This window comes from Bradyrhizobium sp. 40 (assembly GCF_023100925.1).
Lineage (GTDB): Bacteria > Pseudomonadota > Alphaproteobacteria > Rhizobiales > Xanthobacteraceae > Bradyrhizobium.
In genome coordinates, this window is record NZ_CP064688.1 from 3,138,698 (window position 1) to 3,162,167 (window position 23,470).

Sequence of the window (23,470 nt, forward strand, 5' to 3'; positions counted from 1 at the left end):
CCGCGAGACGCCACAACTTTCATTCATAAAAACTCGCTTCCCGAAGAGGCTAAATCTTGAAGCTTTTTGTCTGCCAGGCCTGCGGCAACGTCATCTATTTCGAGAACCGCGCCTGCGAGCGCTGCGGCCACCGCGTCGCGTTCCTGCCGGAGAAGGAGACGATGTCGGCGATGGAGCCCGGCGGAGAGGCCTGGAAGACGCTGGCGACCAAGGGCGAAAGCCGCATGCTGTGCAGCAATGCCGAGCATGATGCCTGCAACTGGCTGACTGATGCGGGTGATACCACCGGCTACTGCCGCGCCTGCCGCCATAACGGCGTCGTGCCGGACTTGTCGGATCCGGCGCAACTCGCCGGCTGGCGCGAGCTGGAGATGGCAAAGCACCGGCTGTTCTATTCCCTAATCCGCTGGAAGCTGCCGCTCCAGACCCGGCAGGACAATCCCGAACATGGCCTGATCTTCAATTTCCTCGCCGACGATCCGCAGAGCGGGCAGAAGGTCCTGACCGGTCACGACAACGGCCTGATCACGATCGCGCTGACCGAGGCCGACGACATCGAGCGCGAGCGGCGCAGGCTGGAGATGGGCGAGCCCTACCGGACGCTGCTCGGGCATTTCCGCCACGAGGTCGGGCACTATTTCTGGGACGTGCTGGTGCGCGACGGCGGCAAGCTGGACGAATGCCGTGCCGTGTTCGGCGACGATTCCGCCGATTACGGCCAGGCCTTGCAGCGCCACTATGCCGAAGGCGCCCCGCCGGACTGGCAGCAGAACTACGTTTCTGCCTACGCGACGACGCATCCGTGGGAGGATTTCGCCGAGACCTGGGCGCACTATCTTCACATCGTCGACACCCTGGAGATGGCCAGCGAGTTCGGCATGGAGGTGCGCCCCAAGGTCGATCGCGACGGGGAGTTGACGACGCGCATCCGCTTCAACCCTTACGAAGCAAGCGACGTCGAGGCGATCGTCAACGCATGGCTGCCCTTCACCTTCGCCATGAACAGCGTCAACCGCGCCATGGGCATGCGCGACCTCTATCCGTTCATCCTCTCGCCGGTCGTCGTCGAGAAGCTCGGCTTCATTCACGGCCTGGTCCCGAATGTGGGCAAGGCCGGGAAGCCGTAGGCCGCCCAGGGGCCCGCCAGACCCGTTTCGGTCTAGCTTTGGTCTTGCGCTGGTACGCCAGAGGACCCGGATTTTGACCGTTGCCTCCGGCCTATTTTGATGTACCACGGGAGCCACACGGCCCGTCCCATAGGCTCCAACGGCCAGGGAAGGGTCCCGCCCAAGGTCGAGACTCAAGAAAAGCATGTTCAAACGCATTCTGATCGCCAATCGCGGCGAAATCGCCTGCCGGGTCATCAAGACCGCTCGCCGCATGGGAGTTCAGACGGTCGCGGTCTATTCCGAGGCCGACCGCGACGCCCTCCATGTCGAGATGGCCGACGAGGCCGTGCTGATCGGCCCGCCGGCTGCGGCCGAGAGCTATCTGGTGATCGAGAAGATCGTGGAGGCCTGCCGCAAGACCGGCGCCGAGGCCGTGCATCCCGGTTACGGCTTCCTGTCCGAGCGTGAGGCGTTTCCGCGCGCGCTGGAGGCGGCCGGCATCGTCTTCATCGGCCCCAACCCGGGCGCGATCGCGGCGATGGGCGACAAGATCGAATCCAAGAAGGCCGCCGCGAAGGCGAAAGTCTCGACCGTGCCCGGCTATCTCGGCGTCATCGAGGACGCCACGCACGCGGTCAAGATCGCCGACGAGATCGGTTATCCCGTGATGATCAAGGCCTCCGCCGGCGGCGGCGGCAAGGGCATGCGCATCGCGCATTCGACCTCGGAGGTCGCAGAGGGTTTCAACCTCGCCAAGGCCGAGGCCAAGGCCTCGTTCGGCGACGACCGGGTCTTCATCGAGAAGTTCATCGTCGACCCCCGCCATATCGAGATCCAGCTGCTGGGCGACAAGCACGGCAACGTGATCTATCTCGGCGAGCGCGAATGCTCGATCCAGCGCCGCAACCAGAAGGTCATCGAGGAAGCGCCGTCGCCGCTGCTCGACGAAGCCACCCGCCGCAAGATGGGCGAGCAGGCGGTCGCGCTCGCCAAGGCCGTGAATTACGATTCTGCCGGCACCGTCGAATTCGTCGCGGGTCAGGACAAGAGCTTCTACTTCCTGGAGATGAACACGCGCCTGCAGGTCGAGCATCCCGTCACCGAGCTCGTCACCGGCGTCGACCTCGTCGAGCAGATGCTCCGCGTCGCCGCCGGCGAGAAGCTCGCGATCACGCAGAAGGACGTCACGCTGACGGGCTGGGCAGTGGAGTCGCGCCTCTACGCCGAAGACCCGTTCCGCAACTTCCTGCCCTCGATCGGGCGCCTGGTGAAATACCGACCGCCGGCGGAAGCGAGCCAGGACGGCATCACCGTGCGCAACGACACCGGCGTGCAGGAGGGCGGCGAAATCTCGATCCATTACGATCCGATGATCGCCAAGCTCGTCACCCACGCGCCGTCGCGCGCTGCCGCGATCGAGGCGCAGGCCACCGCGCTGGACTCGTTCTATGTGGACGGTATCCGCCACAACATCCCGTTCCTGTCGGCACTGATGCATCATCCGCGCTGGCGCGAAGGCCGGCTTTCGACCGGCTTCATCGCCGAGGAATTCCCCAAGGGCTTTGCCGTGCGCGCGCCGGAGGGCGAGGTCGCACGGCGGCTTGCCGCGGTTGGCGCCGCCATCGATCACGTGCTGGGCGAGCGCAAGCGGCAGATCTCGGGTCAGATGGGCGGCCGCATCGTGCAACGCGAGCGTCGCCGTGCGGTCTGGCTCGACCGCCAGGAGATCCTGCTGGAGGTCGCGCGCGAGGGCGAGGCGGTCGCGGTGCGTTTCGTCGATGCCGACGGCAAGGCCGGCAATCCGCATCTGTTGCAGTCGGCGTGGAAGCCGGGCGATCCGGTCTGGCAGGGCACCATCGACGGGCACGTCGTGGCGGTGCAGGTGCGCCCGATCGCGAACGGCATTCGCCTCGCGCATCAGGGCGTCGAGGTGCCGGTCTATGTCTGGACCGAAGCGGAAGCAGCCTCGGCGCGGCTGATGCCGGTGACCACGGCTGCCGACACCGGCAAGAAGCTGCTTTGTCCGATGCCCGGTCTCGTGGTCTCGATCGCGGTGATCGAAGGGCAGGAGGTCAAGGCCGGAGAGACGCTCGCTGTGGTCGAAGCCATGAAGATGCAAAACGTGCTGCGCGCCGAGCAGGACGGCACCGTGAAGAAGATCCACGCCAGCGCCGGCGCGACGCTTGCGGTGGACGCGCTGATTTTGGAGTTTGCGTAACGTCATCGCGAGGAGCCACCGGGTCCGCGCGAAGCGCGGCCCGATGACAGGCTCTGCGACGAAGCAATGCAGTCTGTCTCTGCGGATGCATTTCTGGATTGCTTCGCTTCGCTCGCAATGACGGAGTATGCTGCGGCCTCCGTGACCTAACAGAGACATCACCATGGCCTTTCGTTCCCGCCGCGAAAAACTGCGCTCGATCCTGTCGGGCGGGATTTGCGTCCATCCCGGCTCGGTCTACGATGCCATCTCGATCCGCATCGCCGAGGATCTCGGTTTTCCGCTCGGCATGTTCGGCGGCTCGGTGGCTTCGCTCGCGGTGCTCGGCGATCCCGACATCACGCTGATCACGCTCACCGAGCTTGCCGAGCAGATGCGGCGGATGTCGCGTGCGGCGGCACTTCCGGTGCTGGTCGATGCCGATCACGGCTATGGCAACGCGCTCAACGTGCGCCGCACGGTGCAGGAGCTGGAGACGGCGGGTGCCGCCGGCCTCACCATCGAGGACACGCTGCTGCCGGCTGGCTTCGGCGAAGCGAAGACGCAGCTGATCTCGCTGGAGGAGGGCGTCGGCAAGATGAAGGCGGCACTCGACGGCCGCGGCGACCCCTCGCTCGTCATCATGGGCCGCACCGGTGCGGCCTCGATCACCTCGATCGAGGATGCGATCCGCCGCGCCAGGGCCTATGAAGCTGCCGGCGTCGACGCTCTGTTCTTCACCGGCATCAAGTCGCGCGCCGAGCTCGAGGCCATCGCATCCGCCACGCGCCTGCCGATCGTGCTCGGCGGCGCGCCGGAGGAGTTGAACGTGCTCGAATACCTCGCTGGCCAGCGCGTGCGCATCGCACTTCAGGGCCATGCGCCGATCGCGGCCGCAACGCAGGCGGTCTACGAGACGCAGAAGGCGCTGCGCGACGGTACTGCGCCCAAGAATCTCAAAGGCCTGCCGTCGTCGGACTTGATCAGCCGCCTCACGCGCGAGGCCGACGTCAAGGCGCGCAGCGCCGATGTCCTCGGACTGACAAAATGAGCCGGGCGATCCTCCAGGTCATGATCCGCGGCCGCGTGCAGGGCGTCGGCTATCGTGCCTGGCTCGAGCGTCAGGCGACGACCTGCGGTCTCGAGGGCTGGGTCCGCAACCGCCGCGACGGCAGCGTCGAAGCGCTGTTCGCAGGGCCGCCGAAGCACGTCGCCGACATGGTGGCGCTGTGCCGCCACGGCCCGCCGTCCTCGCGCGTCGACAGCGTCACCAGCGAGACGGCCGACGTCGATGAGCTGAACTTGCGCCGGGCAGGCGAGGCGTTCTCGGTGTTGCCGACGGTGTAGCTGAAGAATTACCGCGGCAGCTTGGCGATCGCTTCGCTCAATTCGTGGATCTCGTAGGGCTTGCGCAGGATCGGGAAATCGCCGCGCACGCCTGCGGCGACTTCGCTGTAGCCGGTGGCGAGCAGGATCGGCAGGCCGGGACGGATCTGGCGGAGGTGATGGGCGAGGCTGAGCCCGTCCATCTTGCCGGGCATGACGATATCCGAGAACACGAAGTCGACGCCGTTCTTCTCGATCTCGCTCAAGGCGGCTTCGGCGTCCGCGACGCGACGCACCTGATAGCCAAGCTGCTCCAGAAGACCGATGCTGACGGCGGCGACGTCCGGATTGTCCTCGACCAGCAGCACCGTGCCGCTGCCCTGGAACGCCGGTTCTCCCGCCGCCTCGCGCGATGGCTCGTCTTCTCCACGCGGCAGGAGGATGGTGAAGGTCGTGCCCTTGCCGAGCGCGCTCGCGACCCGGATCGTGCCGCCGGCCTGATGGGCGAAGCCGTGCACCTGGGAGAGACCGAGGCCGGTGCCCTTTCCGATCGGCTTCGTCGTGAAGAACGGCTCGAAGATCTTGTCGAGAACGTCGGAGGGAATGCCGAGGCCGGTATCGCTGACGTCGATCGCGATGAATTCGCCCACGAGGGGGTCCTCGTCGAGCACGAGATTGCGCGCTGCGATCGTGACCGTGCCGCCGTCGGGCATCGCATCGCGGGCATTGATGACGAGGTTGAGCAGCGCGGTCTCGAGCTCGGAAACGTCGGTCCTGATCGGCCAGACGTCGCCGCTGACGTCAAAAGCCAGGCGCACGGAGCTGCCGACCCCGGCATCGAGCACCTCGCGGATCGCCGCGATGCGATCGGCGAAGTCGATCGCCTGCGGATTGACGCTCTGCCGCCGCGCGAAGGTGAGGAGCTGGTTGGTCAGCGCGGCGCCACGCCTGGTGGCGGTCTCGATGGCCGAGATCGCGCGCTGAAGCTTGGCTTCGTCGTCGGCCCCTCGCTTCAGCATGTGGAGGCTGCCGCTGATGATCATCAGGAGATTGTTGAAGTCGTGGGCGACCCCGCCGGTGAGTTGGCCGAGCGCATCGAATTTCTGGGATTCGGCGAGCTGCTTCTGCATCGTCTCGAGCTTGATCTGGGTATTGCGGCGCTCGGTGATGTCGCGTGTGATTTTGGCGAAGCCGACGAGCTTGCCGTCCTCGTAGATGGGATCGATCACGACGCTCGCCCAGAAGAAGGTGCCGTCCTTGCGGACGCGCCAGCCTTCCTCCTCGTAGCGGCCCTTGTCCCGGGCGATCCCGAGCGCACGGGCGGGCTTGCCGTTGGCGCGGTCGGTCTCGGTGTAAAAACGGGAAAAGTGCTGGCCGAGGATCTCCCCGGGCGAATAGCCCTTGATGCGCTCGCCGCCGATGTTCCAACTGGTGATGATCCCGGTGGGATCCAGCATGTACAGGGCGTAGTCCGCGACCCCTTCAACCAACAGGCGGAAACTGCGTTCACTCTCGAACAAGTCTCTCTGCTGACTGAACTTCTCGACCATTCCCGGACCCTGCCTTAACGGGAGCAAACGCCGCAGATGGCGGATTGTTCCCCGAGTTTGGAACCTTTTTAAGCAATATTGCGAGCCCGTATGCAGCACGCAAGCTATCGGATGCTCTTGACAGCCGATCCTATCCGTCAGATATTTCTGTTATGACAGAAACAACCGGAAGAAAGAAACTCCCAGCCGCCGTCGAGCGCTTCATCCTGCATTGGGGTGATATGGGAGACGAGTGGGGCGTCAATCGCTCGGTCAGCCAGATCCACGGGCTGCTCTATCTGGCCGAGGCGCCGATGACGGCCGAGGACATCGCCGACACCCTCGGCATGGCCCGCTCCAACGTCTCCAACTCGCTCAAGGAGCTGCTTGCCTGGAACCTGATCCGGCGCGTCCCGATTCTCGGCGATCGCCGCGACCATTACGAGGCCGAGACCGACATCTGGGAGGTCGCGGCCAGGATCGCGGCGCGGCGCAAGGAGCGGGAGCTTGATCCGGCGATCACAGCGCTCAGAGCCTGCGTGTCCGATGCCGCCGACGATCCGACCATCAATCCGGTCGCGAGCAAACGGCTGAAGGAGATGCTCGCCTTCACCGAGCTCGCCGACCACTGGTTCATGCAGATGCTGAAGGTGCCGCGGCCGCGGCTGGCCGCCCTGATGCGGCTTGGTGAGAAGATCGCCAATCTGCTGCCGCTGGGCAAGGCCAAATAGGTTTGAGGAGGGTGCGATGACGTCGGCGAGATTATCAGGCTCCGACGCGTCGACCTTCGCTCACACGAAACTGCTCGACGATCGCCGTTTCCGCGCGCTGCTGTCGGATGAGGATTGGGGCCGGCTGCCGCTGGCGACCTGGCGACGTTTTTCGAAACGCGTCGCCGACGGCGACAGCGTCGTCTATGTCGGTGTAGTCGACGAGATCTGCTTCAGCGACATCGGCTGGTGGTTCGCGCAAGCCGCGCGCCTGATCGGCGGTCCGCTGCCGACCGGCCGCGACACCGGCGTCCCCATCATCGTCACGGTGACCGAAGACGCCGGGGGCGGCCAGACCTGGACCCGCATCTGCGCGCGCAAGCGCGGCTTTCCGCAAGTGATCCATTCCGCCAAACGTTTTGCCGGCCCGACCGGGCTGGAAGAATATGTCGGCTTCGGCGTCTCGATGGCGCTCCGCATCGCGGTCGAGGACCAGGCGCTGACGTTTCGCAGCGCCGGCTACGGGCTCCAGTTTGGACGCCTGTGGATTCCCCTGCCGCGATGGCTGACGCCGGGCGATCTCACGGTGACACACAGCGACCTTGGCGAGGGCGCCTTCCGCTTTACCCTCGATGTCATTCATCCGCGTTACGGCGCGCTGATCCACCAGTCCGCAATGTTCTGGGAGGCCGTGTCATGACACAGCTCATGTGGACGCTCATCGCCATCCAGATCGTGATGGGCGTGTTCGACACCTTCTATCACCACGAATTCACCGAGCGCCTCGCCTGGCGTCCGTCGCAGCGTTTCGAATTGAAGCTGCACGGCATTCGCAACATGCTTTATGCGCTGCTGTTCCTCGTGCTCGGCTGGCTCGAAGTCCATGGCGCGCTGGCGCTGCTGATCGTCGCGGTGCTGGTCGCCGAGATTGTCATCACGCTGATGGATTTCGTCGAGGAGGATCTCAGCCGAAAACTGCCGCCGAGCGAGCGGGTCAATCACACGCTGCTCGCGATCAATTACGGCGCCATCCTGGTGTTGCTGTTGCCGGTGCTGATCGATTGGGCCACGCAGCCCCTCGGCGTGATGGTCGTGTCTCAGGGCCTGCTCAGCATTGCCGCGACGGCGTGTGCGGTCGGCGCCGCGCTGTGCGGTGTCAGGGATTTTGCGGCGATGCGCCGGCTCAGCCGCATGAGAAGCGCTCCCGCGCACGGGCTCGTCGAAAAGCTGTCCGGCCGCAAGACGGTGCTGATATCAGGCGCCACCGGCTTCATCGGCAGCCGCCTCGCAGCGAGCCTCAGCGGAGCAGGGCATCACGTCATTGCGCTGATCCGCAATCCCGCCAATGCCGAGATGCTGCCGCCGCCGGTCACTTTGATCACGAGCCTTGATCAGATCGCCTCGGACGCGCCTGTCGACGCTGTCGTCAATCTCGCCGGCGAGCCGATCGGCAACGGCCTGTGGACCGAGGCGAAGCGCGCGAAGATTCTCGGCTCGCGCATCGACATGACCGGCGAGATCGTCAAGCTGATCGCGCGGCTCGAACGCAAGCCCGAGGTTCTCGTCAGCGGCTCTGCGATCGGCTGGTATGGCCTGTGGGCCGACCAGGTGCTGACGGAATCGGCGAAGTCGCACGCCTGCTTCAGCCACGAGCTCTGTGCGGCCTGGGAGGCGGCGGCGCGGCCGGCGGAGGAGCTCGGCGTCCGCGTGGTCAATTTGCGCATCGGCCTCGTGCTCGGCACCGAAGGCGGCTTCATCACGCGCTTGCTGACGCCGTACGAGTTCGGGCTCGGCGGTCCCATCGGCAACGGGCGGCAGTGGATGTCCTGGATCGAGCGCGACGATCTGATCCGGCTGATCGCCTATGTGATGGCGACGCCCGATCTCGCCGGCCCCGTCAACGCCACCGCGCCGATCCCTGTCACCAACGCAAAGTTCAGCGAGGAGCTAGGCCGCCGTCTGCATCGGCCCGCGGTGTTCCGGATTCCCGGCGGCCTGCTGCGCCGGATCGGCGGCGGTTTCGCCGACGAGCTCCTGCTCGGCGGTCAGCGCGTGCTGCCCAACAAGGCGCTAAGCCGCGGTTTTGTGTTCCGGCACGAGACGCTGCGCAGTGCGTTCGAAGCAATCTTGTAAAGCCGTGCGGCGTCAGATCGCCGCCACGCTCCGGAATGTTGCCGCGACTGCGCGCAGCGCCGCCAGCTTGGCGGGATCGCTGACCTTGGAATGTAGCATCACCTTCGAGCTGCCGAGTTTCGGCAGCTTGTGGGTCGGCCCGATGTCGACCAGCCCGGGGGGCGCGATCCGTCGCGCCAGCGGCGCGATTGCAAGTCCGGCGAGCGCGGCTGCAACCACGGCGGTGACGCCGCCGCCGACGAAGCGCTCACGCCATTTCAGGCCAGCCTTATCGAGCGCGCGCACGGCGATGGCGCGGACCCCACAGGGCGGGGCGAGCGTCGCGAGCGGCAAAGGCTGCCCCTTTGGCACTGTGAAGCGTCGTGACGCGAACCAGCCGAACTCGTCCTCGGCCAGCTTCTCGCCGCCGCGCCGGCTGCCTTCCTGGCGCACGATCACCGCATCCAGTTGGCCCGAATCATAGGCCTCCTGCATCTCGCGGGAGAAGCCGATGGTGACGGCGAGCGTGAGGTTCGAGGACATCGCATGCAGGCGTTCGAGCAGCGGTACCAACTCCGGGCCCGCGGCATGGTCCGAGATGCCGAGCGAGAGCGACTGCGCGACTGACCCCTCGCCCGACAGCGCGCAATCATGCGCCGCGATGAGCGCGCGGGCGCGCTCGAGGAACGCTGCGCCATCCGCGGTAAGACGGACCGCGCGCGGCGAGCGCTCGACGAGACGTTTTCCCAGCAGCGTCTCCAGCCGTTGCAGCTTGAGGCTGACGGCCGCCTGGGTCGTGCCAAGCGCTTCGGCGGTCCGCGTAAAGCTCTGGAGGTCGGCAACCAGCAGGAAGGCCTGGACGGTGGCGATGTCGAGCGTTGCTGTCATTATTATCTCTTATCACTGGTATCAACAGAGATAAGATACCAAAATGTCGAGGGCGGGTCTAGCTTCTCACCAACGCCGCGCAACACCTGCGCGACATCCGAGGAGAACGACCATGCCGCTGATCACCGTGTCCTACACCACCTCCCGCCAGTCGCCCTCGCTGAAGGCCGACATCGCGAGCGCCGTGTCCGAGCTCACCGCAAAAATCCTGCACAAGGATCCTGAGGTCACGGCCATCATCGTGAAGTCGGTGGAGGCGGCCGACTGGTTCGCCGGCGGCAAGTCGCTCGCAGAGCAAAAGCTCGCGAGCTACTGGATCGACATCCACGTCAGCGAAGGCACCAACACCAAGGACGAGAAGGCCGCCTATCTCGCCGCGATGTTCCAGCGCATGGCCGGGATCCTGGGCCCGCTGCATCACGAGACCTATCTGCATGTCGACGAGGTCAAGGGCGATGCCTACGGCTTTGGCGGCCTGACCCAGGAGCGGCGCTACGTCGCCGGCAAGCTCGAGGTTTCGCCGGAGAAGGCGTGAAACCGCGGACCGCGGGTGAACGATCTCACCCGCGGCGTGAACCGGTTGAGCCTCCTGATCGTCAGCTCGCTATGCGAAACTGAACTTCGTCCTTGTTCAGGAAACAGGTCTTGTCGAACAGCTTCAGGTCGAGCGGGTTCGGCAGCCTGACATCGTCCAGGTCAGGGCAGGGCTTGAGCGAGGGATCATAGGAACGGTCGATCTGCGAGATGAAGACGACAATCAATCCCTTGTCGCGCGCGAATGATTTCAACGCGCGCACCTGAACGGAAAGGTCGGGATTTTCCCGCCGCTGGTCGAGCAGTTGCAGATAGTCGATCACCACGACGGTGCCGCGCGGTGCTGCGGCCATCTGCTTGACAACGTGGTCGGCACTGATGGCGTCGGAGCAATCGACCTCGAAGAGTTTTTCGAATTGCGCCAGGTCCACGCCGATCGCCCGAAAGCGATCGAAGACGTCTTTCTCGGTGTATTCCAGCGAGAAGAACGCGGCGCGATGGCCCGACCGCATCGCCTCCACGGCAAGCTCGAGGCTCATCAGGGTCTTGCCCTGGCCGGGACGCGCGCCAACCAGCACCAGATCACCCGGTTGGAATTGCGGGAAAAGCCGGTTGGCCGGCGTCGCTGCGGCAGCTTTCGCCGCGAGCATGCTCCATGCGGAAAAGCCTTCCGTCGCGGCGATGCGGTCGAGCGCATCGTGCAGCGGAATGCCTTCCTCGCGGGACAGGCGCTTCGCTCTTCGCTTCAGATGATAAATGGGTGCAGACAGTCTCATCGCAAAAACCTCCCATTGCGAGCTGAAACGCAACCCCTCCTTATGCCTGGCGCTCGAACAGTCGGTCCGATGATCAATTCGCCCGGTATGAAATGTACTTTCCCGGCGGAGGGGGGAGGCGGGGGCGACACCGAGATCAAGCGTAGCTGATTCCGGGTTTGCGGAGAATAAGGGAGACCGGAAGTTAGGCCGCCGCTTCCGGCATCAGCGCCTGGGTCGGCCCGAACAGCTCCTCGAAGGCTTGCCGAAGCGCCACGTCGACATCGCTCATCGTCACGAGCTGGCCGAGGTCGACCAGCGAGGTGACGCCGTAGCGGGGATCGGCGACGCCGCAGGGCACGATGCCGTCGAAATGCGACAGCTCCGGCTCGACATTGATGGCGATGCCATGGAACGAGACCCAGCGCTTCAGCCGGACGCCGATCGCCGCGATCTTGTCCTCATGCTCGGGTCCCTTGTCGGGCCGCTTGACCCAGACGCCGACCCGGTCCTCGCGCCGCTCGCCACGGATGTTGAAGGCGGCGAGCGTCCGCAGAATCAACTCTTCCAGGCTCGCGACATAGGCCCGGACATCCGGCCGGCGGCGCTTCAGGTCGAGCATGACATAGGCCACGCGCTGGCCGGGCCCGTGATAGGTGAGCTGGCCGCCCCGCCCGGTGGCAAAGGTCGGGAATCGGGCCTCGAGCAGGTCTGATTCCTTGCCCGAGGTGCCGGACGTGTAGAGCGGAGGGTGCTCCAGCAGCCAGACCAGCTCCGGAGCTTCACCCGCCGCAATCGCCGCGACGCGCGCTTCCATTTCGGCCACGGCCTCCGGATAGGGCACGGGCGCGTCCGAAATCCGCCACTCCACGGGCTCGCCGGAGGAGGCGGAAAACGCCGTCAAATCGAGCTCTTGGCGGGGGTTTTGGGGTGAATTAACCATTGGCTAACCATAACCGGGTGATGATCCCAGGCGCAAATACCAAGTCCCTAGTCCTAGTCCCAAGTTGCGGTGGTGCTGAAGTGCCTACTCTCGACAAAGTCACCGTGGATCTCATGGTCGTCCTCGGGACGACAACCATGCCGATCCATCAAGTATTACGTCTTTCCCGCGGCGCCATCATCGAGCTGGACGCAACCGAGGCCGACGAGGTCAAGGTTTTGGCCAATAATTTGCCCGTCGCCTCCGGCGTCGTGCTGGTCGACCGCAACCGGATCGCGGTCGAGGTCAAGCAGATGCTGCCCCGTATCCCGGGCACGCGGTAGCGGCCTGGGCACGCGGTAGCGGCCCGGGCACGCGCAGCCGCCTGGGCAGGCGGAAAAGGCCGATGCCGGCGCGAAGAGCCGGAACTTTCCTGCCAAGCTTGTGGAATTCAGGGCCTTTGGAGGCTTGTACCCCTCTGATGGATTTGTTAGATCGGCGCCGTTGATCCGGTTGGCCTTCAAGCCTCTAGCCGGCATCCCCAAAAGCGCTCGTGGCGGAATTGGTAGACGCGCTGCCTTGAGGTGGCAGTGAGTAAAATCGTGGGGGTTCGAGTCCCTCCGAGCGCACCAAGCAAACAGACACGCGAAAGATTGTTTCGCGATTTTCGGTGCCCGCCCTGTTCGCGCTGCGAATCCTGGAACGGGGCCTCCCCCAGTCTTCGATGTTCGATCTCGCGGCCGAGAGTCGGCGCGATCGTCGTCCGCGCCTCGCAATCACTTCGGCAAGGTCAGCAGGAGCCACGCGCCCGCGGCCACACAGGCAATGCCGGCAGCGCGCGCGATCCAGCGTCCCACCGGCGTGACTTTCTCCAAAAGTACAAGCAACGACAAAAGCGCAATCCAGAGCACGTTCATCACGCCGCCCACGAACAACAGCGCCATCAATACCCAGCAGCAGCCGACACAATAACCTCCATGCCGAAAGCCCAGCAGCACGCAACCCCGCAGGTCGCTGCGAAAGCCGCCGTGGCGCATCAGGAACAGAAACGGCGACTGGCATTGGGCGAGGCAGATGTCTTTGAGCCGTGTCCATTGATAGGCGCCCGCCGCGATCAGCACGATGCCGCCGAGCAGGTTGCTCGCGATCGCCATCCGGGAATCCAGCAGGGCAGCCCGCTCGATCGCCCATTGGAACAGGGTGGCTGCCAGCGAAAAGCCGCACCAAGCCAAGAGATAGCCGGCGGCAAACCAGCCGGTCGCTGCGAATAGTTTGCCTTGCGCTTTGCCCTGTCGACCGACGCGGGCGTACATCAGGATCATGGGCGCGGCCGAGGGGGCCATCATTCCGACCATCATCACCGCCCACATCAGGAACACATAGGCGAACTCGATTGTTCGCCACGGCTCTTCGGCTGGCAGCATGATTCCGATCCCAGCCGGGATCATGCGGAACTCGGTCATCTCCATTCCGCCCATGTCCATGTCGTTGGCGAGCCAGAGCACATAGCTCCACGCCAGCGCGACCATGAGGACGATCGCGATGCCGACGATCCAGCGATCGCGCCGCAGCACGACTTCCAAGGGGCTGTCCGTCATTTGCGATCGATGTTGTGCGATCGATGTTGCCGGCCACCGATGCAGGGCGGTATCTGGAGTTTACATCACACTTGGTTCGACCAGCGGATCGGCGCATAGAGGCCGTTCCTGCCGGAATTATCCCAGCGCATGCCATGATCGCTGAAGGTATTGCCGGCGGCGCCGACTGCCATCACCATGGCGTCGGGGCTGACCGGATGGCCGATGTTCGTCCACATCTCGCCGCTCGGATGCATGGTCGGCAGGGGATCGACGGACATGTGCAGGATGCCGGGGATTTCCGCGGACCGCGTCTTGCCGCCGATCCGGAACGTGATCGGGACCTTGCGTACCCCCAGGTTCTTGCTGATCAGAGGCGCGAACGCGGCCATGGGACCGCCGGCACCGCCGGTGAAGATTGCAGCCAGGGCCTCGGTCTGGTCATCGTTGGCGCGCTGATCGATATAGGCGGCCACCGACCAGTCTCCGTCTGCCATGACCCCAGGTGCGTGGAGGATGACGAGCACATTCAGGTCATCGAGCGCGATCTCGCCATAGCGGCCGGTCTCGATGTGGAAGATCAGCGGTACGTTGCAGAAGCCCTCGGTCGGTCGCGCGGTCAACGGCGGCGCCGCCGACACCAGGCAGGGGCACACGATGCTGCAATTGCAATTCTCGAAATAGTCACCGGAAAGGTGCCATGGGACATCTGCCATTGCTGTCTCCCGCTTGGCCGAACCCGATAGATGCTTTCGAATGAGCTACGTAGAGTTGAAAATTACGCTTCGTGAGGAAGCACCGCAAGCCGATTCCACCATCGACATATGTCGAGCAAGGTGAGCGCGACGAAGTTCGCTATCCCTCATGCCCGGGTTCCCTTAGTTTGCCTGCGGTCGAAACTCCGGCTCGATCTGCGTGGCCGCGGGCATGAACACTCGCGCCGGATGGCTGAAGATCTCGAATTCGTCGCCTCGTGCGATACCGACAAGCGTGATGCCACTGGCCTCCGCCGTTCGGACCGCAAGCGCAGTCGGTGCAGACATGGCGACGACGATGCCGGCGCCCATCGCGGCGGTTTTTTGCACCATCTCGACCGATATCCGGCTGGTGAGGATGACGGCGCCGGCGCCGCCGGATGCACCTTCGATGGCGAGAGCGCCGGCAAGCTTGTCGAGGGCGTTGTGGCGCCCCACGTCCTCGCGCACCATCATGGTCTTGCTGCCTGGCCGGAAAAAACCCGCGGCATGAGCGGCGCGTGTCTTGTGGTTGAGGATCTGTGACTCGGTGAGGACTGCGATGGCCGTGCTGATCTGCTCCGGCGTGAGGCTCGCCGGTTGCTCGACGCACTGAGCGATATGGCCGGCTTCGCGCAGGCTGTCGATGCCGCACAGGCCGCAACCCGTCGGCCCGACCAGATGTCGCCGTCGCTCCTTCAGCCGTCGCCCGGCATTCGGTCGCAGCCATAGCCGCAGTTCGATCCCGTCGGGACCGGGAACGACCGTGAGCTCCTCGATCTCGCCGATGTCGCCGATGATCCCTTCGGTCAGACTGAATCCCACAGCAAGGTCGGTCAGATCGGCGGGAGTTGCCATCACAACGGCGACGGTCGTTCCGTCGTAGACGAGTGCCACGGGACATTCCTCGGCCAGCATCCGCTCATCGTGCGTCCCGCTCGACGTGAGCCGGGGCATTCTCACGGATGGCGTGGGCATGGATGCGCGATCGTGTGCGCCGGATCGAGAGCCGTGCATGGGTGTTCGTCCTACGTCGATCCATCGACGCACGAACCGGAGCAAGGTTCCGAACGGTTGGAACTTGCCATCCCATCTCGGGTTCTGCGTGCAGGGCTTGCGATTGAAGGAAACGCCATGCGGCAAAAGGCAAAGGTCGAGAACAATGATGCGCCGGCAGGCGGCTGGGGCTCACTTAAAGCCGTTGCAAGCATCCTGACGCAGGAAGAGGTCGCCATTCTCGGCAGCGAGATCCTGCTCAAGCAGAACAAGCCCGACGGATTCATGTGCGTGAGCTGCTCCTGGGCCAAGCCGGCCAAGCCACGTCCATTCGAGTTCTGCGAGAACGGTGCCAAGGCGACCGCCTGGGAGATTACCAGCAAGACCGCGACACCGGAGTTCTTTGCGCAACATACGCTGACTGAACTACGAACCTGGTCCGATCATCAACTGGAGGAGCAGGGGCGCCTGACGACGCCGATGCGTTACGACCTGGCAAGCGACAAATATCTAGCGGTCGACTGGGACGAGGCCTTTGCGGATATCGGCGCCGAGCTGAACCGGCTCGATCCCCGTTCCGTCGTGATGTACACGTCCGGACGTGCCTCGCTCGAAACCAGCTACATGTACCAATTGTTCGGCCGCATGTACGGCACCAACAATTTCCCCGACAGCTCGAACATGTGCCACGAGACGACGTCGGTGGCGCTGCCGGAGGTGATCGGAGTTCCGGTCGGCACGGTGCTGCTGGAGGATTTCGAGATCACCGATTGCATCTTCTTCTTCGGCCATAACACCACCACCAATGCGCCGCGCATGCTGCATCCGCTCCAGGAGGCGGCGCAGCGCGGCGTGCCGATCATAACGTTCAATCCGCTGCGCGAGCGCGGCCTGGAGCGTTTCGTCAATCCGCAAAATCCCGTCCAGATGATCGCTGGCGGCACGCGCATCAGCTCGCAATATTATCAGGTGCGTGTCGGCGGCGACGCGGCGGCGATCATCGGGATTTGCAAATGGGTGATCGAGGCGGACGACCTCGCTCGGGAAAATGAAACTGCGCGCGTGGTGGATGTCGAATTCATCCGGCAGCACACGGCCGGCTTCGAGGAGTTCGCCGAATTCTGCCGTGCACAGGATTGGGAGGAGATCGAACGGGCCTCCGGGCTTTCGCGCGGTGCCCTGCGCGAGGCCGCGAACACTTATATGGAGGCCAAGGCCGTGATCGCCAATTACGGCATGGGCATCACCCAGCACAAGCACGGCGTCGAGACGAACAAGATGATCGTCAACCTGCTGCTGCTCCGCGGCAATATCGGCAAGCCCGGTGCCGGCATTTCGCCGATCCGGGGCCACTCCAACGTGCAGGGCCAGCGCACCGTCGGCATTTCCGAGAAGACCAAGCTGGTGCCGCTGGACAAGCTTGCGGAGCTTTACGGCTTCGAGCCGCCGCGGTGGGAGGGACTGTCCACCGTCGACGCCTGCGAGGGCATTCTGAAAGGCGACGTTCGTGGCTTTGTCAGCCTCGGCGGCAATTTCCTGCGCGCCGTTCCCGAGCGGTCCCTGATGGAGCCCGCGTGGTCCGGCCTGCGCCTGTCGGTGCAGATCGCGACCAAGCTCAACCGGACCCACCTCGTGCCGGGCGAGGTCAGCTATCTGCTGCCGTGTCTCGGCCGGATCGAGATCGACCGGCAGGATAGCGGCGAACAAGCGGTGTCGATGGAGGATTCCACCGCCTGCATTCACGGATCGCGCGGGCAGCGCAAGCCGGTGGCCGATCATCTCCTGTCGGAGCCTGCGATCGTCGCCGCCCTGGCGAAGGCGACGTTGAAGCCTAATCCCAAGATCGATTGGGACGCCTGGGTCGCCGATTATTCACGGGTTCGGGACGCCATCGAGCGCACCTATCCCGACCAGTTCAAGGACTTCAACGCGCGCCTGTTCGAACCCGGCGGTTTTGCGCGGCCGCTCGCGGCGCGCGAGCGGAAGTGGAAGACCCCGAACGGCAAGGCCAACTTCACCGTTCCAAAATCGGCCTTCGCGCCACCCCGGGAGACCGACGGCGTCTATGAGCTGATGACACTGCGCGCCGACGGACAGTTCAATACGACGATCTACGCCGAAGGCGACCGCTTTCGCGGCATCGAGGGCGGCCGCTACGTCGTGTTCATGAATCCCGCTGACATGGAGGAAGACGGGCTAAAATCGGGAGATACCGTCACGCTGGTGACGGAGGCGGGCGATGGCGTCACGCGCAGCTTGAGCGAGCTCCAAATCGTCCCCTATGGCATCCCACGCAGGAGCATTGCGGCCTATTATCCCGAATGCAACGTGCTCATTCCGCTCTGGCATCAGGCGGAGGGCAGCAAGGTCCCTGCTGCGAAATCCATTCCGGTGCGTTTGTTCAAGGACGTCCTTCCGGAGATCGTCGAGGGCGGAGAGGCTCCGATCTCGGCGTCGTGAACGCCGTCGATCGCGCCCACAGGAGTGAAGGACGATGAGAGACAGCGCGTCGGAAGTGACCGGCATCAGCGACGCCGTTCACTTGTGCATCGACATGCAGAACATCTTCGCTCCCGGCGGTCTCTGGGCGACGCCATGGATGGCGAGAGTATTGCCGACGATCGCCTCGATCGTTTCGCGCCATCAGGCCAGAACGATCTTCACGCGATTCATCACGCCCGAGAACCCGGAGGATCGGCCCGGACAGTGGCAGAGCTATTTTCGTCGCTGGCGCGAAGCGACCCGTAAACATCTGCCGCCATCCGGCCTCGAACTCGTGCCGGCCCTGAGCCGGTTCGTTCCGCCGGCTGCCGTCATCGACAAGCCGGCCTATTCGGCGTTCAGCAATCCCGGCCTCGCCAGCCTGCTGATCGACAAGAACGTCGGCACAGCCGTGATCACGGGCGCAGAGACTGACGTCTGCGTGCTCTCGACGGTCCTGAGCGCCGTCGATCTCGGCTTCAGGGTCGTCATCGTCGAGGATGCGCTGTGCAGCTCGTCCGATGTCGGCCACGATGCGCTCATGACGATGTACCGCACCCGCTTTCATGGACAGGTCGATCTGATGACCGCCGAGGAATTGGCGGAGTTCTGGCGCGAGTAGGGTGCAATCTACTCAATTGACGTTGTCGCCGAGCATGTTGCGGAACGCCGTGGTGACGGCAGCAATGCCGCTCGCGCGGTGCATGAGCGCGATCTCCCCCTGCTGCTCGTGGCGGATGGCGTGGGCCATAACACGCAGGCGCAGATCGCCGCCGCTATGCCACATCTGGTCGGCCATCCTGACCGCGCCGGCGTGATGCTTGCTCATCGTCTCGACGAACACCGTGTCGAATTGGTACGCCGGCGCGGTCTTGACCTGTCGCATCTCGGCCTGTGTAAGGAAGCCCGGCATCGCGGCACGTTCGTCCGTGCTGCAATCGGGCATCTCGGTGTCGAACCAGCTCAGCCACCAGGTCTCGAAAATCTGGTTCTCGCCGGTCTGGCTCGCGACCATCAGCATCGCCAGCTTTCGCAGGTGCGGGTCCTGCGCGCGCTCCGCGGCGATCCGCGCCAGCGCGATGCCCTGGGCGTGATGCGCGGTCATGTGACGGATGTAAGTCTGGTCCGCATCTCTGTCGTGGCCCATCCACGGCGGCTCGTAACCATGGCTGCCGAACAACGCGGTCGCGCCGAGCAGCGCGATCAAGGCCAGCGCGCCGGTGATCCAGGCATTGGTGAAACGAACATCGCGCGCGGGTGCAGCTCCCCCCGTCCAGCGCAGCCTGGCGAACAGGGGGTACATCACGGCCGAGGAGCTGTGGACGAGCAGGCCGATCCAGTACGGCTGCTGCAGCGTGAACAGCGGCTGCCAGAACGGAAACAGCGGCACCAGCACGAACCATTCCATGCTTGACGAGAACACGGCCCATGGCAGGGCGAGCAGGAGGACCGTGAGCGGCCGCAGGTCGGCGGTCAAGCGTCCGAGCACACCGAAGAACACCAGCGCCCACGAGAAGTCCGCCCATTGGTGGAAGGCGATCCCGGCAAGGATCGCGCTCCACGACGGCTCTGCGCTGATCGCCCAATCGCGCGCGGGAATGGCGGCGACCGTCATCCAGTCGACGGCGGCATCGCGTCCGATGCGCGCGGCGAAGAGCTGGCTGACGATGGTCGAGAAGGTGCTGCTGATCAGGCCGAGTTGGGCAGCGGCGATCCAGCGGGAGCGCCGCCGTGAGGCGGCTTCATCACCGGGGCGAATTGAACTGGAAATGGCGGACGGCGCGGCGGCGTTCACGTCAGCTGATTGAGTTTCTTCAACGGATTGAGCTCGCTCGGCTTGCTCTGTTCGTCCCGGCCGCGCCCCGCTTGCTCCTTGCCTTCCTCATGGAGATCCTGATCGCCGACGATCTCGCCGACGGCCTGTTTCGCCTTGCCAGCGATCCGCTGACCGAGGCCCTTGGTCTTGCTCATGGTCTGCCTCCAGGCTCACGCCGTGACCCCGGCGCTTGAAGGGGGATGAGCGCCGGGGCCGCGGTTTCGTCTATTCAGCCTCCGGCAGGGGGGACGTCGGAAGCGTTGAATGAGACTCGCTGACGCGTGGATGGTTCCTCGGGCGTCATCTTGGCTCGAGTTCGATGATCACGCCTTCATTGCCGCGGAGCAGGATGGTGGCGCCCGGCAACCGCTCGGACGGCAGGTCGAGATGCGTCGACATCAGCAGGCGGCCGCGACCTTGCCAATGCAATTTCCGCGGCTCGGCGGCAATGTTGAGCGCGACCAGAATGTCGTTGCCGCCGTCCGTCCGCCGGTAGGCAAGAACATCGTTCTGCGAGCGCAGCGGCTCGTAGCCGCCGTGACGCAGGCACGCCTGCTCGTGCCGCAGCGTCATCAGCGCGCGAAACAGCGCCAGGATCGAACGCGCATCGCGCTGCTGCGCGGCCACGTTGGCCGCGCTGTCGGGCGGCTCCAGCGGCAGCCATGGATCGCCGGTGGTAAAGCCACCGTTGGTGCTGTCGTCCCATCGCATCGGCGCGCGTTCGGGATCGCGGCAAAGGCCGTAGCCCGGCACAAGCTTTTCGAAGGGGTCGCGGACGCGGTCGGGCGGAATGGGAACGCGCTTGCGGCCGATCTCGTCGCCCATGAAGAAGAACGGCGTTCCCCGCAGCGTCATCAGCAGCATCGCCAACACCCGCATCTGCGCGTCGCCGATTTTGCTCGCAATCCGCTGCTTGTCGTGACCACCGATTACCCAGACCGGCCATGCGTGATCCGGGATGGCGTTGTAATACGCGTCGATCGTTGCTTGCAGGGACAGCGCGTCCCATTGCGAGTCCAGCAGCGCGAAATTGAGCGGCAGATGCAGGCGCGGTCGATCGTTGCCGTAGAAGTGCCCGATGCGGTCGGTCTTGCCCTGGACTTCACCGCATAGCATCCGCCCCGGATAGCCGTCGATCACCTCGCGGATGAATTCGATGCAACCCATCGTCTCCGGCCGGTCGTCGGTAAAGACGGGCGTCTGGCGCTGCGGCGGCGGCTTGCCTTTGGCTTGCGGGTTATGCGGATTGTCGCGCAGCAGCGCATCCTTGATCAGGACCGCGCTGGCATCGACGCGAAAGCCGTCGACGCCGCGATCGAGCCAGAAGCGCATGACATCGGCGATCGCGGCGCGCAGCTGTGGGTTGCGCCAGTTCAGATCGGGCTGCTCGACCAGGAAGGAATGGTAGTAATATTGCCGCCGCGCCTCGCACCATTCCCAGCCGCTGCCGCCGAAGCGGCTCAGCCAGTCGTTGGGCGGACCGCCATTCTCGGCTGCGTCGGCCCAGATGTACCAATCGGCCTTCGCGCTATTCCGTGAGCTGCTGCTCTCGACGAACCATGCGTGATCGTTCGCAGTATGGTTGGGCACGAGATCGAGGATCACGCGGATCTCTGCTGCGTGCAGGGCCCTGAGCAGGCGGTCGAACGCATCGAGGCTACCGAACGCCGGGTCGATGGAGCAGTAGTCGGAGATGTCGTAGCCGAGGTCGCGGAAGGGGCTCTTGTAGATCGGCGTCAGCCACACCGCGTCGACGCCGAGCCATTTCAGATAGTCGATGCGCGATGTCAGACCGGCGAGGTCGCCCTTGCCGTCACGGTCCGAGTCCTGGAACGAGATCAGTGCGATTTCGTAGATGACGGCGGATTTCCACCAGGCACCTTCATCACGGGACTCGTCGCTCATTGCCTTGCATCACCTCGTCGTGCGTCTTCAGGTCCGTCCCGCCGTGGCGTGCGCCGCGATCTGTTTTGCCGCGGTCCGGGCGCTCTCGATGCCCTTGGGAAAGCCGCTGCGGTTCGGATACAGCTTGCGCCGGGCGTCGCGCGGCGGCCGCCGCGGCTTGGTGTCCTGCGCGGCGCGGTAGTCGAGGATCGCGATTCCGCCGACCATCAGCAGCGCCAGCGCGATATTGCCCTTTTTGGGATTATCCGCGGTCAACCCGGAAAGCAGCGCGGCGGCATCGAGGCCGTCGCCGCCGACGCGGGCCCACAGGCCGGCGTTCTTCTCGACCGAGAGCGTCGTGATCCCGGCCAGGATCTCGCGCACGCCGAAGGCGCGGACCAGCGTCTCATGGCCTTCCATTCCCAGCGTTTCCGTGACCCGCCGTGGCGCGAAGAATTCGACGACGCCGAGGCCGATGCTAAACCAGCCGAGCGCGCGGGCGAGCTGGTCTTCGGGGCGCTTCAGGCTCGGGCCGCCTTCGACGATCTTCGGATCGCCCTTGGTGCGAACGATGTTGGAGAAATGAAACATGTATCTTGCTCCTCAGGGCTTCAGCACGACCTTGACGCAGGAGTCGCGCTTGTCGCGAAACACCTGATACATCTCGGGACCTTGGCTAAGCGGGACGGTGTGGGTGATGACGAAGGACGGATCAATCTGGCCTTCCTCGATGCGATGGAGCAGGTCGTCGGTCCAGCGGTTGACGTGGGTCTGGCCGGTGCGCATCGTCAGGCCCTTGTTCATGAAGGCGCCCATCGGAAGCATGTCGGAGAATCCGCTGTACACGCCCGCGACCGAAAGGATGCCGCCGGGACGGCAGACATAGATCATCTCGCGCAGCACATGCGGCCGGTCGCTCTCCACCATCACCATCTGCTTGGCGCGGTCGAGCAGCGTGTCGGGCAGGGAGGCCATCACATGCGACTCCATCCCGACGCAATCGATGCATTTCTCGGGGCCTCTGCCGTCGGTGAGCTCCTCGAGCCGCTCCAGGACGCTTTCGTTCTCGAAATTGATAGTGGTCGCGCCGCCGGCTTCGGCCATGCTGAGCCGTTCAGGCAGGCAGTCGATCGCGATAACCTGGTTGGCGCCGAGCAGGATGGCGCTGCGGATCGCCATCTGCCCCACCGGACCGCAGCCCCAGATCGCGACCGTGTCGGTCGGCTCGATGTCGCATTGCACGGCGGCCTGCCAGCCGGTCGGGAAGATGTCGCTGAGGAACAGCAATTGCTCGTCGGGAATTCCGGCGGGCACCTTGATGTGGGTGGCGTCGGCAAAGGGCACGCGCAGATATTCGGCCTGGCCGCCGGGATAGCCGCCGGTCAGATGCGTATAGCCGAACAGGCCGGCGCCGGAATGACCGAACACCTTTTCAGCGAGATGGCGCTTGCGGTTGGTGGTCTCGCAGACGGAGAAATTGCCGCGCTTGCACTGGTCGCATTCGCCGCAAATGATCGTGAAGGGCACGACGATGCGGTCGCCCTTCTTCAGCTTGCCATCAACCCCCGAGCCGACCTCGACCACTTCGCCCATGGTCTCGTGGCCCATGATGTCGCCGGGCAGCATGCCCGGTATGTAGTTGTGAAAGAGGTGCAGGTCCGAACCGCAGATGGCACAGCTCGTGACTTTAATGATCGCGTCGCGCGGATCCTGAATCTCGGGATCGGTGACGGTGTCGCAGCGAATGTCTTCCTTGCCGTGCCAAACCAGCGCCTTCATCTCTGTCCTCCCGCGAGCTACGAGGCATCCAAGTCGAACAGCGAACGATGGTTGCTATCGCACGGTGCAGAATCTTTGCGCCGCACCAGAGTGCGTCCCCGATAGGAACGAGCGGCCACCG

23 protein-coding genes and 1 tRNA gene are annotated in these 23,470 nt (G+C 64.5%); 12 read left to right on the forward strand and 12 right to left on the reverse strand.

Annotation, left to right across the window (positions count from 1 at the left end):
- Positions 1-56 precede the first annotated feature (56 nt).
- The 4 genes from IVB40_RS15230 (at position 57) to IVB40_RS15245 (ending at position 4,653) form a co-directional block, all read left to right on the forward strand.
- Entirely contained in the window at positions 57-1,127 is a 1,071-nt protein-coding gene (locus IVB40_RS15230) for a putative zinc-binding peptidase (protein WP_247819213.1), read from the forward strand.
- A gap of 184 nt (positions 1,128-1,311) precedes the next feature.
- Positions 1,312-3,327 (forward strand): acetyl/propionyl/methylcrotonyl-CoA carboxylase subunit alpha, encoded by a 2,016-nt coding sequence (locus tag IVB40_RS15235; RefSeq protein WP_247286939.1) that lies wholly within the window; start codon positions 1,312-1,314, stop codon positions 3,325-3,327.
- A gap of 163 nt (positions 3,328-3,490) precedes the next feature.
- Entirely contained in the window at positions 3,491-4,357 is an 867-nt protein-coding gene (locus IVB40_RS15240) for an isocitrate lyase/PEP mutase family protein (protein WP_247286938.1), read from the forward strand.
- Positions 4,354-4,653, forward strand: a complete 300-nt coding sequence (locus tag IVB40_RS15245) for an acylphosphatase (RefSeq protein ID WP_247819214.1) — start codon at positions 4,354-4,356, stop codon at positions 4,651-4,653. Before IVB40_RS15240 ends, IVB40_RS15245 begins: the two co-directional genes overlap by 4 nt.
- 8 nt (positions 4,654-4,661) lie before the next feature.
- Here IVB40_RS15245 and IVB40_RS15250 read toward each other — a convergent pair whose 3' ends face one another.
- Positions 4,662-6,182, reverse strand: coding sequence for a PAS domain-containing sensor histidine kinase (locus IVB40_RS15250; protein ID WP_247286937.1), 1,521 nt, complete (start codon positions 6,180-6,182; stop codon positions 4,662-4,664).
- Positions 6,183-6,334: 152 nt separating this feature from the next.
- Here IVB40_RS15250 and IVB40_RS15255 point away from each other — a divergent pair, with 152 nt between their 5' ends.
- Genes IVB40_RS15255 through IVB40_RS15265 form a run of 3 tightly spaced genes read left to right on the forward strand, consistent with a single transcriptional unit; the run spans position 6,335 to position 9,004 of the window.
- Positions 6,335-6,892, forward strand: coding sequence for a MarR family transcriptional regulator (locus IVB40_RS15255; protein WP_247286936.1), 558 nt, complete (start codon positions 6,335-6,337; stop codon positions 6,890-6,892).
- Between the two features lie 16 nt (positions 6,893-6,908).
- Complete coding sequence (locus IVB40_RS15260; RefSeq protein WP_247819215.1) at positions 6,909-7,571, forward strand: DUF4166 domain-containing protein; 663 nt, start codon at positions 6,909-6,911, stop codon at positions 7,569-7,571.
- The gene (locus IVB40_RS15265; protein WP_247819216.1) at positions 7,568-9,004 is read left to right on the forward strand and encodes a TIGR01777 family oxidoreductase; all 1,437 of its coding nucleotides are present in this window, start codon (positions 7,568-7,570) and stop codon (positions 9,002-9,004) included. The genes IVB40_RS15260 and IVB40_RS15265 overlap by 4 nt, the downstream gene beginning before the upstream one ends.
- A gap of 12 nt (positions 9,005-9,016) precedes the next feature.
- Here IVB40_RS15265 and IVB40_RS15270 read toward each other — a convergent pair whose 3' ends face one another.
- On the reverse strand, positions 9,017-9,871 hold the full coding sequence (locus IVB40_RS15270) for a LysR substrate-binding domain-containing protein (protein ID WP_247286933.1): 855 nt from the start codon (positions 9,869-9,871) through the stop codon (positions 9,017-9,019).
- Between the two features lie 112 nt (positions 9,872-9,983).
- On the opposite strand from IVB40_RS15270, the gene IVB40_RS15275 reads away from it, so the two are divergent.
- Positions 9,984-10,406, forward strand: coding sequence for a 4-oxalocrotonate tautomerase family protein (locus IVB40_RS15275; protein WP_027567400.1), 423 nt, complete (start codon positions 9,984-9,986; stop codon positions 10,404-10,406).
- 61 nt (positions 10,407-10,467) lie between these two features.
- Here IVB40_RS15275 and IVB40_RS15280 read toward each other — a convergent pair whose 3' ends face one another.
- Positions 10,468-11,181 (reverse strand): DNA helicase, encoded by a 714-nt coding sequence (locus IVB40_RS15280; protein ID WP_247361751.1) that lies wholly within the window; start codon positions 11,179-11,181, stop codon positions 10,468-10,470.
- Positions 11,182-11,365: 184 nt separating this feature from the next.
- A complete protein-coding gene (gene lipB, locus IVB40_RS15285; protein WP_247361749.1) occupies positions 11,366-12,103 on the reverse strand; it encodes a lipoyl(octanoyl) transferase LipB in 738 nt (245 codons plus the stop codon).
- 80 nt (positions 12,104-12,183) lie between these two features.
- On the opposite strand from lipB, the gene IVB40_RS15290 reads away from it, so the two are divergent.
- Both IVB40_RS15290 and IVB40_RS15295 read left to right on the forward strand, forming a co-directional pair.
- A complete protein-coding gene (locus tag IVB40_RS15290; protein WP_007603171.1) occupies positions 12,184-12,426 on the forward strand; it encodes a FliM/FliN family flagellar motor switch protein in 243 nt (80 codons plus the stop codon).
- Positions 12,427-12,629: 203 nt separating this feature from the next.
- A tRNA-Leu gene (locus IVB40_RS15295) sits at positions 12,630-12,714 on the forward strand.
- A 144-nt stretch (positions 12,715-12,858) separates the two neighbouring features.
- On the opposite strand, the gene IVB40_RS15300 is transcribed toward IVB40_RS15295, so the two are convergent.
- From IVB40_RS15300 to fdhD, 3 genes are all read right to left on the reverse strand, one after another.
- A complete protein-coding gene (locus IVB40_RS15300) occupies positions 12,859-13,680 on the reverse strand; it encodes a DUF2182 domain-containing protein (RefSeq protein WP_247819217.1) in 822 nt (273 codons plus the stop codon).
- 65 nt (positions 13,681-13,745) lie between these two features.
- On the reverse strand, positions 13,746-14,375 hold the full coding sequence (locus tag IVB40_RS15305) for a DUF1326 domain-containing protein (protein ID WP_247819218.1): 630 nt from the start codon (positions 14,373-14,375) through the stop codon (positions 13,746-13,748).
- A gap of 162 nt (positions 14,376-14,537) precedes the next feature.
- On the reverse strand, positions 14,538-15,410 hold the full coding sequence (gene fdhD, locus IVB40_RS15310) for a formate dehydrogenase accessory sulfurtransferase FdhD (RefSeq protein WP_256468216.1): 873 nt from the start codon (positions 15,408-15,410) through the stop codon (positions 14,538-14,540).
- 117 nt (positions 15,411-15,527) lie between these two features.
- On the opposite strand from fdhD, the gene IVB40_RS15315 reads away from it, so the two are divergent.
- A complete protein-coding gene (locus IVB40_RS15315; RefSeq protein WP_247819220.1) occupies positions 15,528-17,849 on the forward strand; it encodes an FdhF/YdeP family oxidoreductase in 2,322 nt (773 codons plus the stop codon).
- 34 nt (positions 17,850-17,883) lie between these two features.
- A complete protein-coding gene (locus IVB40_RS15320; RefSeq protein ID WP_247819221.1) occupies positions 17,884-18,492 on the forward strand; it encodes an isochorismatase family cysteine hydrolase in 609 nt (202 codons plus the stop codon).
- Positions 18,493-18,504: 12 nt separating this feature from the next.
- Here the strand turns inward: IVB40_RS15320 and IVB40_RS15325 are convergent, their stop codons facing one another.
- The 5 genes from IVB40_RS15325 to IVB40_RS15345 form a co-directional block, all read right to left on the reverse strand.
- Complete coding sequence (locus IVB40_RS15325; RefSeq protein ID WP_247819222.1) at positions 18,505-19,665, reverse strand: DUF305 domain-containing protein; 1,161 nt, start codon at positions 19,663-19,665, stop codon at positions 18,505-18,507.
- The gene (locus IVB40_RS15330; protein ID WP_247286918.1) at positions 19,662-19,841 is read right to left on the reverse strand and encodes a CsbD family protein; all 180 of its coding nucleotides are present in this window, start codon (positions 19,839-19,841) and stop codon (positions 19,662-19,664) included. Before IVB40_RS15330 ends, IVB40_RS15325 begins: the two co-directional genes overlap by 4 nt.
- A gap of 145 nt (positions 19,842-19,986) precedes the next feature.
- Complete coding sequence (locus tag IVB40_RS15335; protein ID WP_247819223.1) at positions 19,987-21,591, reverse strand: alpha-amylase family glycosyl hydrolase; 1,605 nt, start codon at positions 21,589-21,591, stop codon at positions 19,987-19,989.
- Positions 21,592-21,618: 27 nt separating this feature from the next.
- The gene (locus IVB40_RS15340; RefSeq protein ID WP_247396964.1) at positions 21,619-22,161 is read right to left on the reverse strand and encodes a hypothetical protein; all 543 of its coding nucleotides are present in this window, start codon (positions 22,159-22,161) and stop codon (positions 21,619-21,621) included.
- Between the two features lie 12 nt (positions 22,162-22,173).
- Positions 22,174-23,349 (reverse strand): zinc-dependent alcohol dehydrogenase, encoded by a 1,176-nt coding sequence (locus IVB40_RS15345; protein WP_247819224.1) that lies wholly within the window; start codon positions 23,347-23,349, stop codon positions 22,174-22,176.
- Between the last annotated feature and the right edge of the window lie 121 nt (positions 23,350-23,470).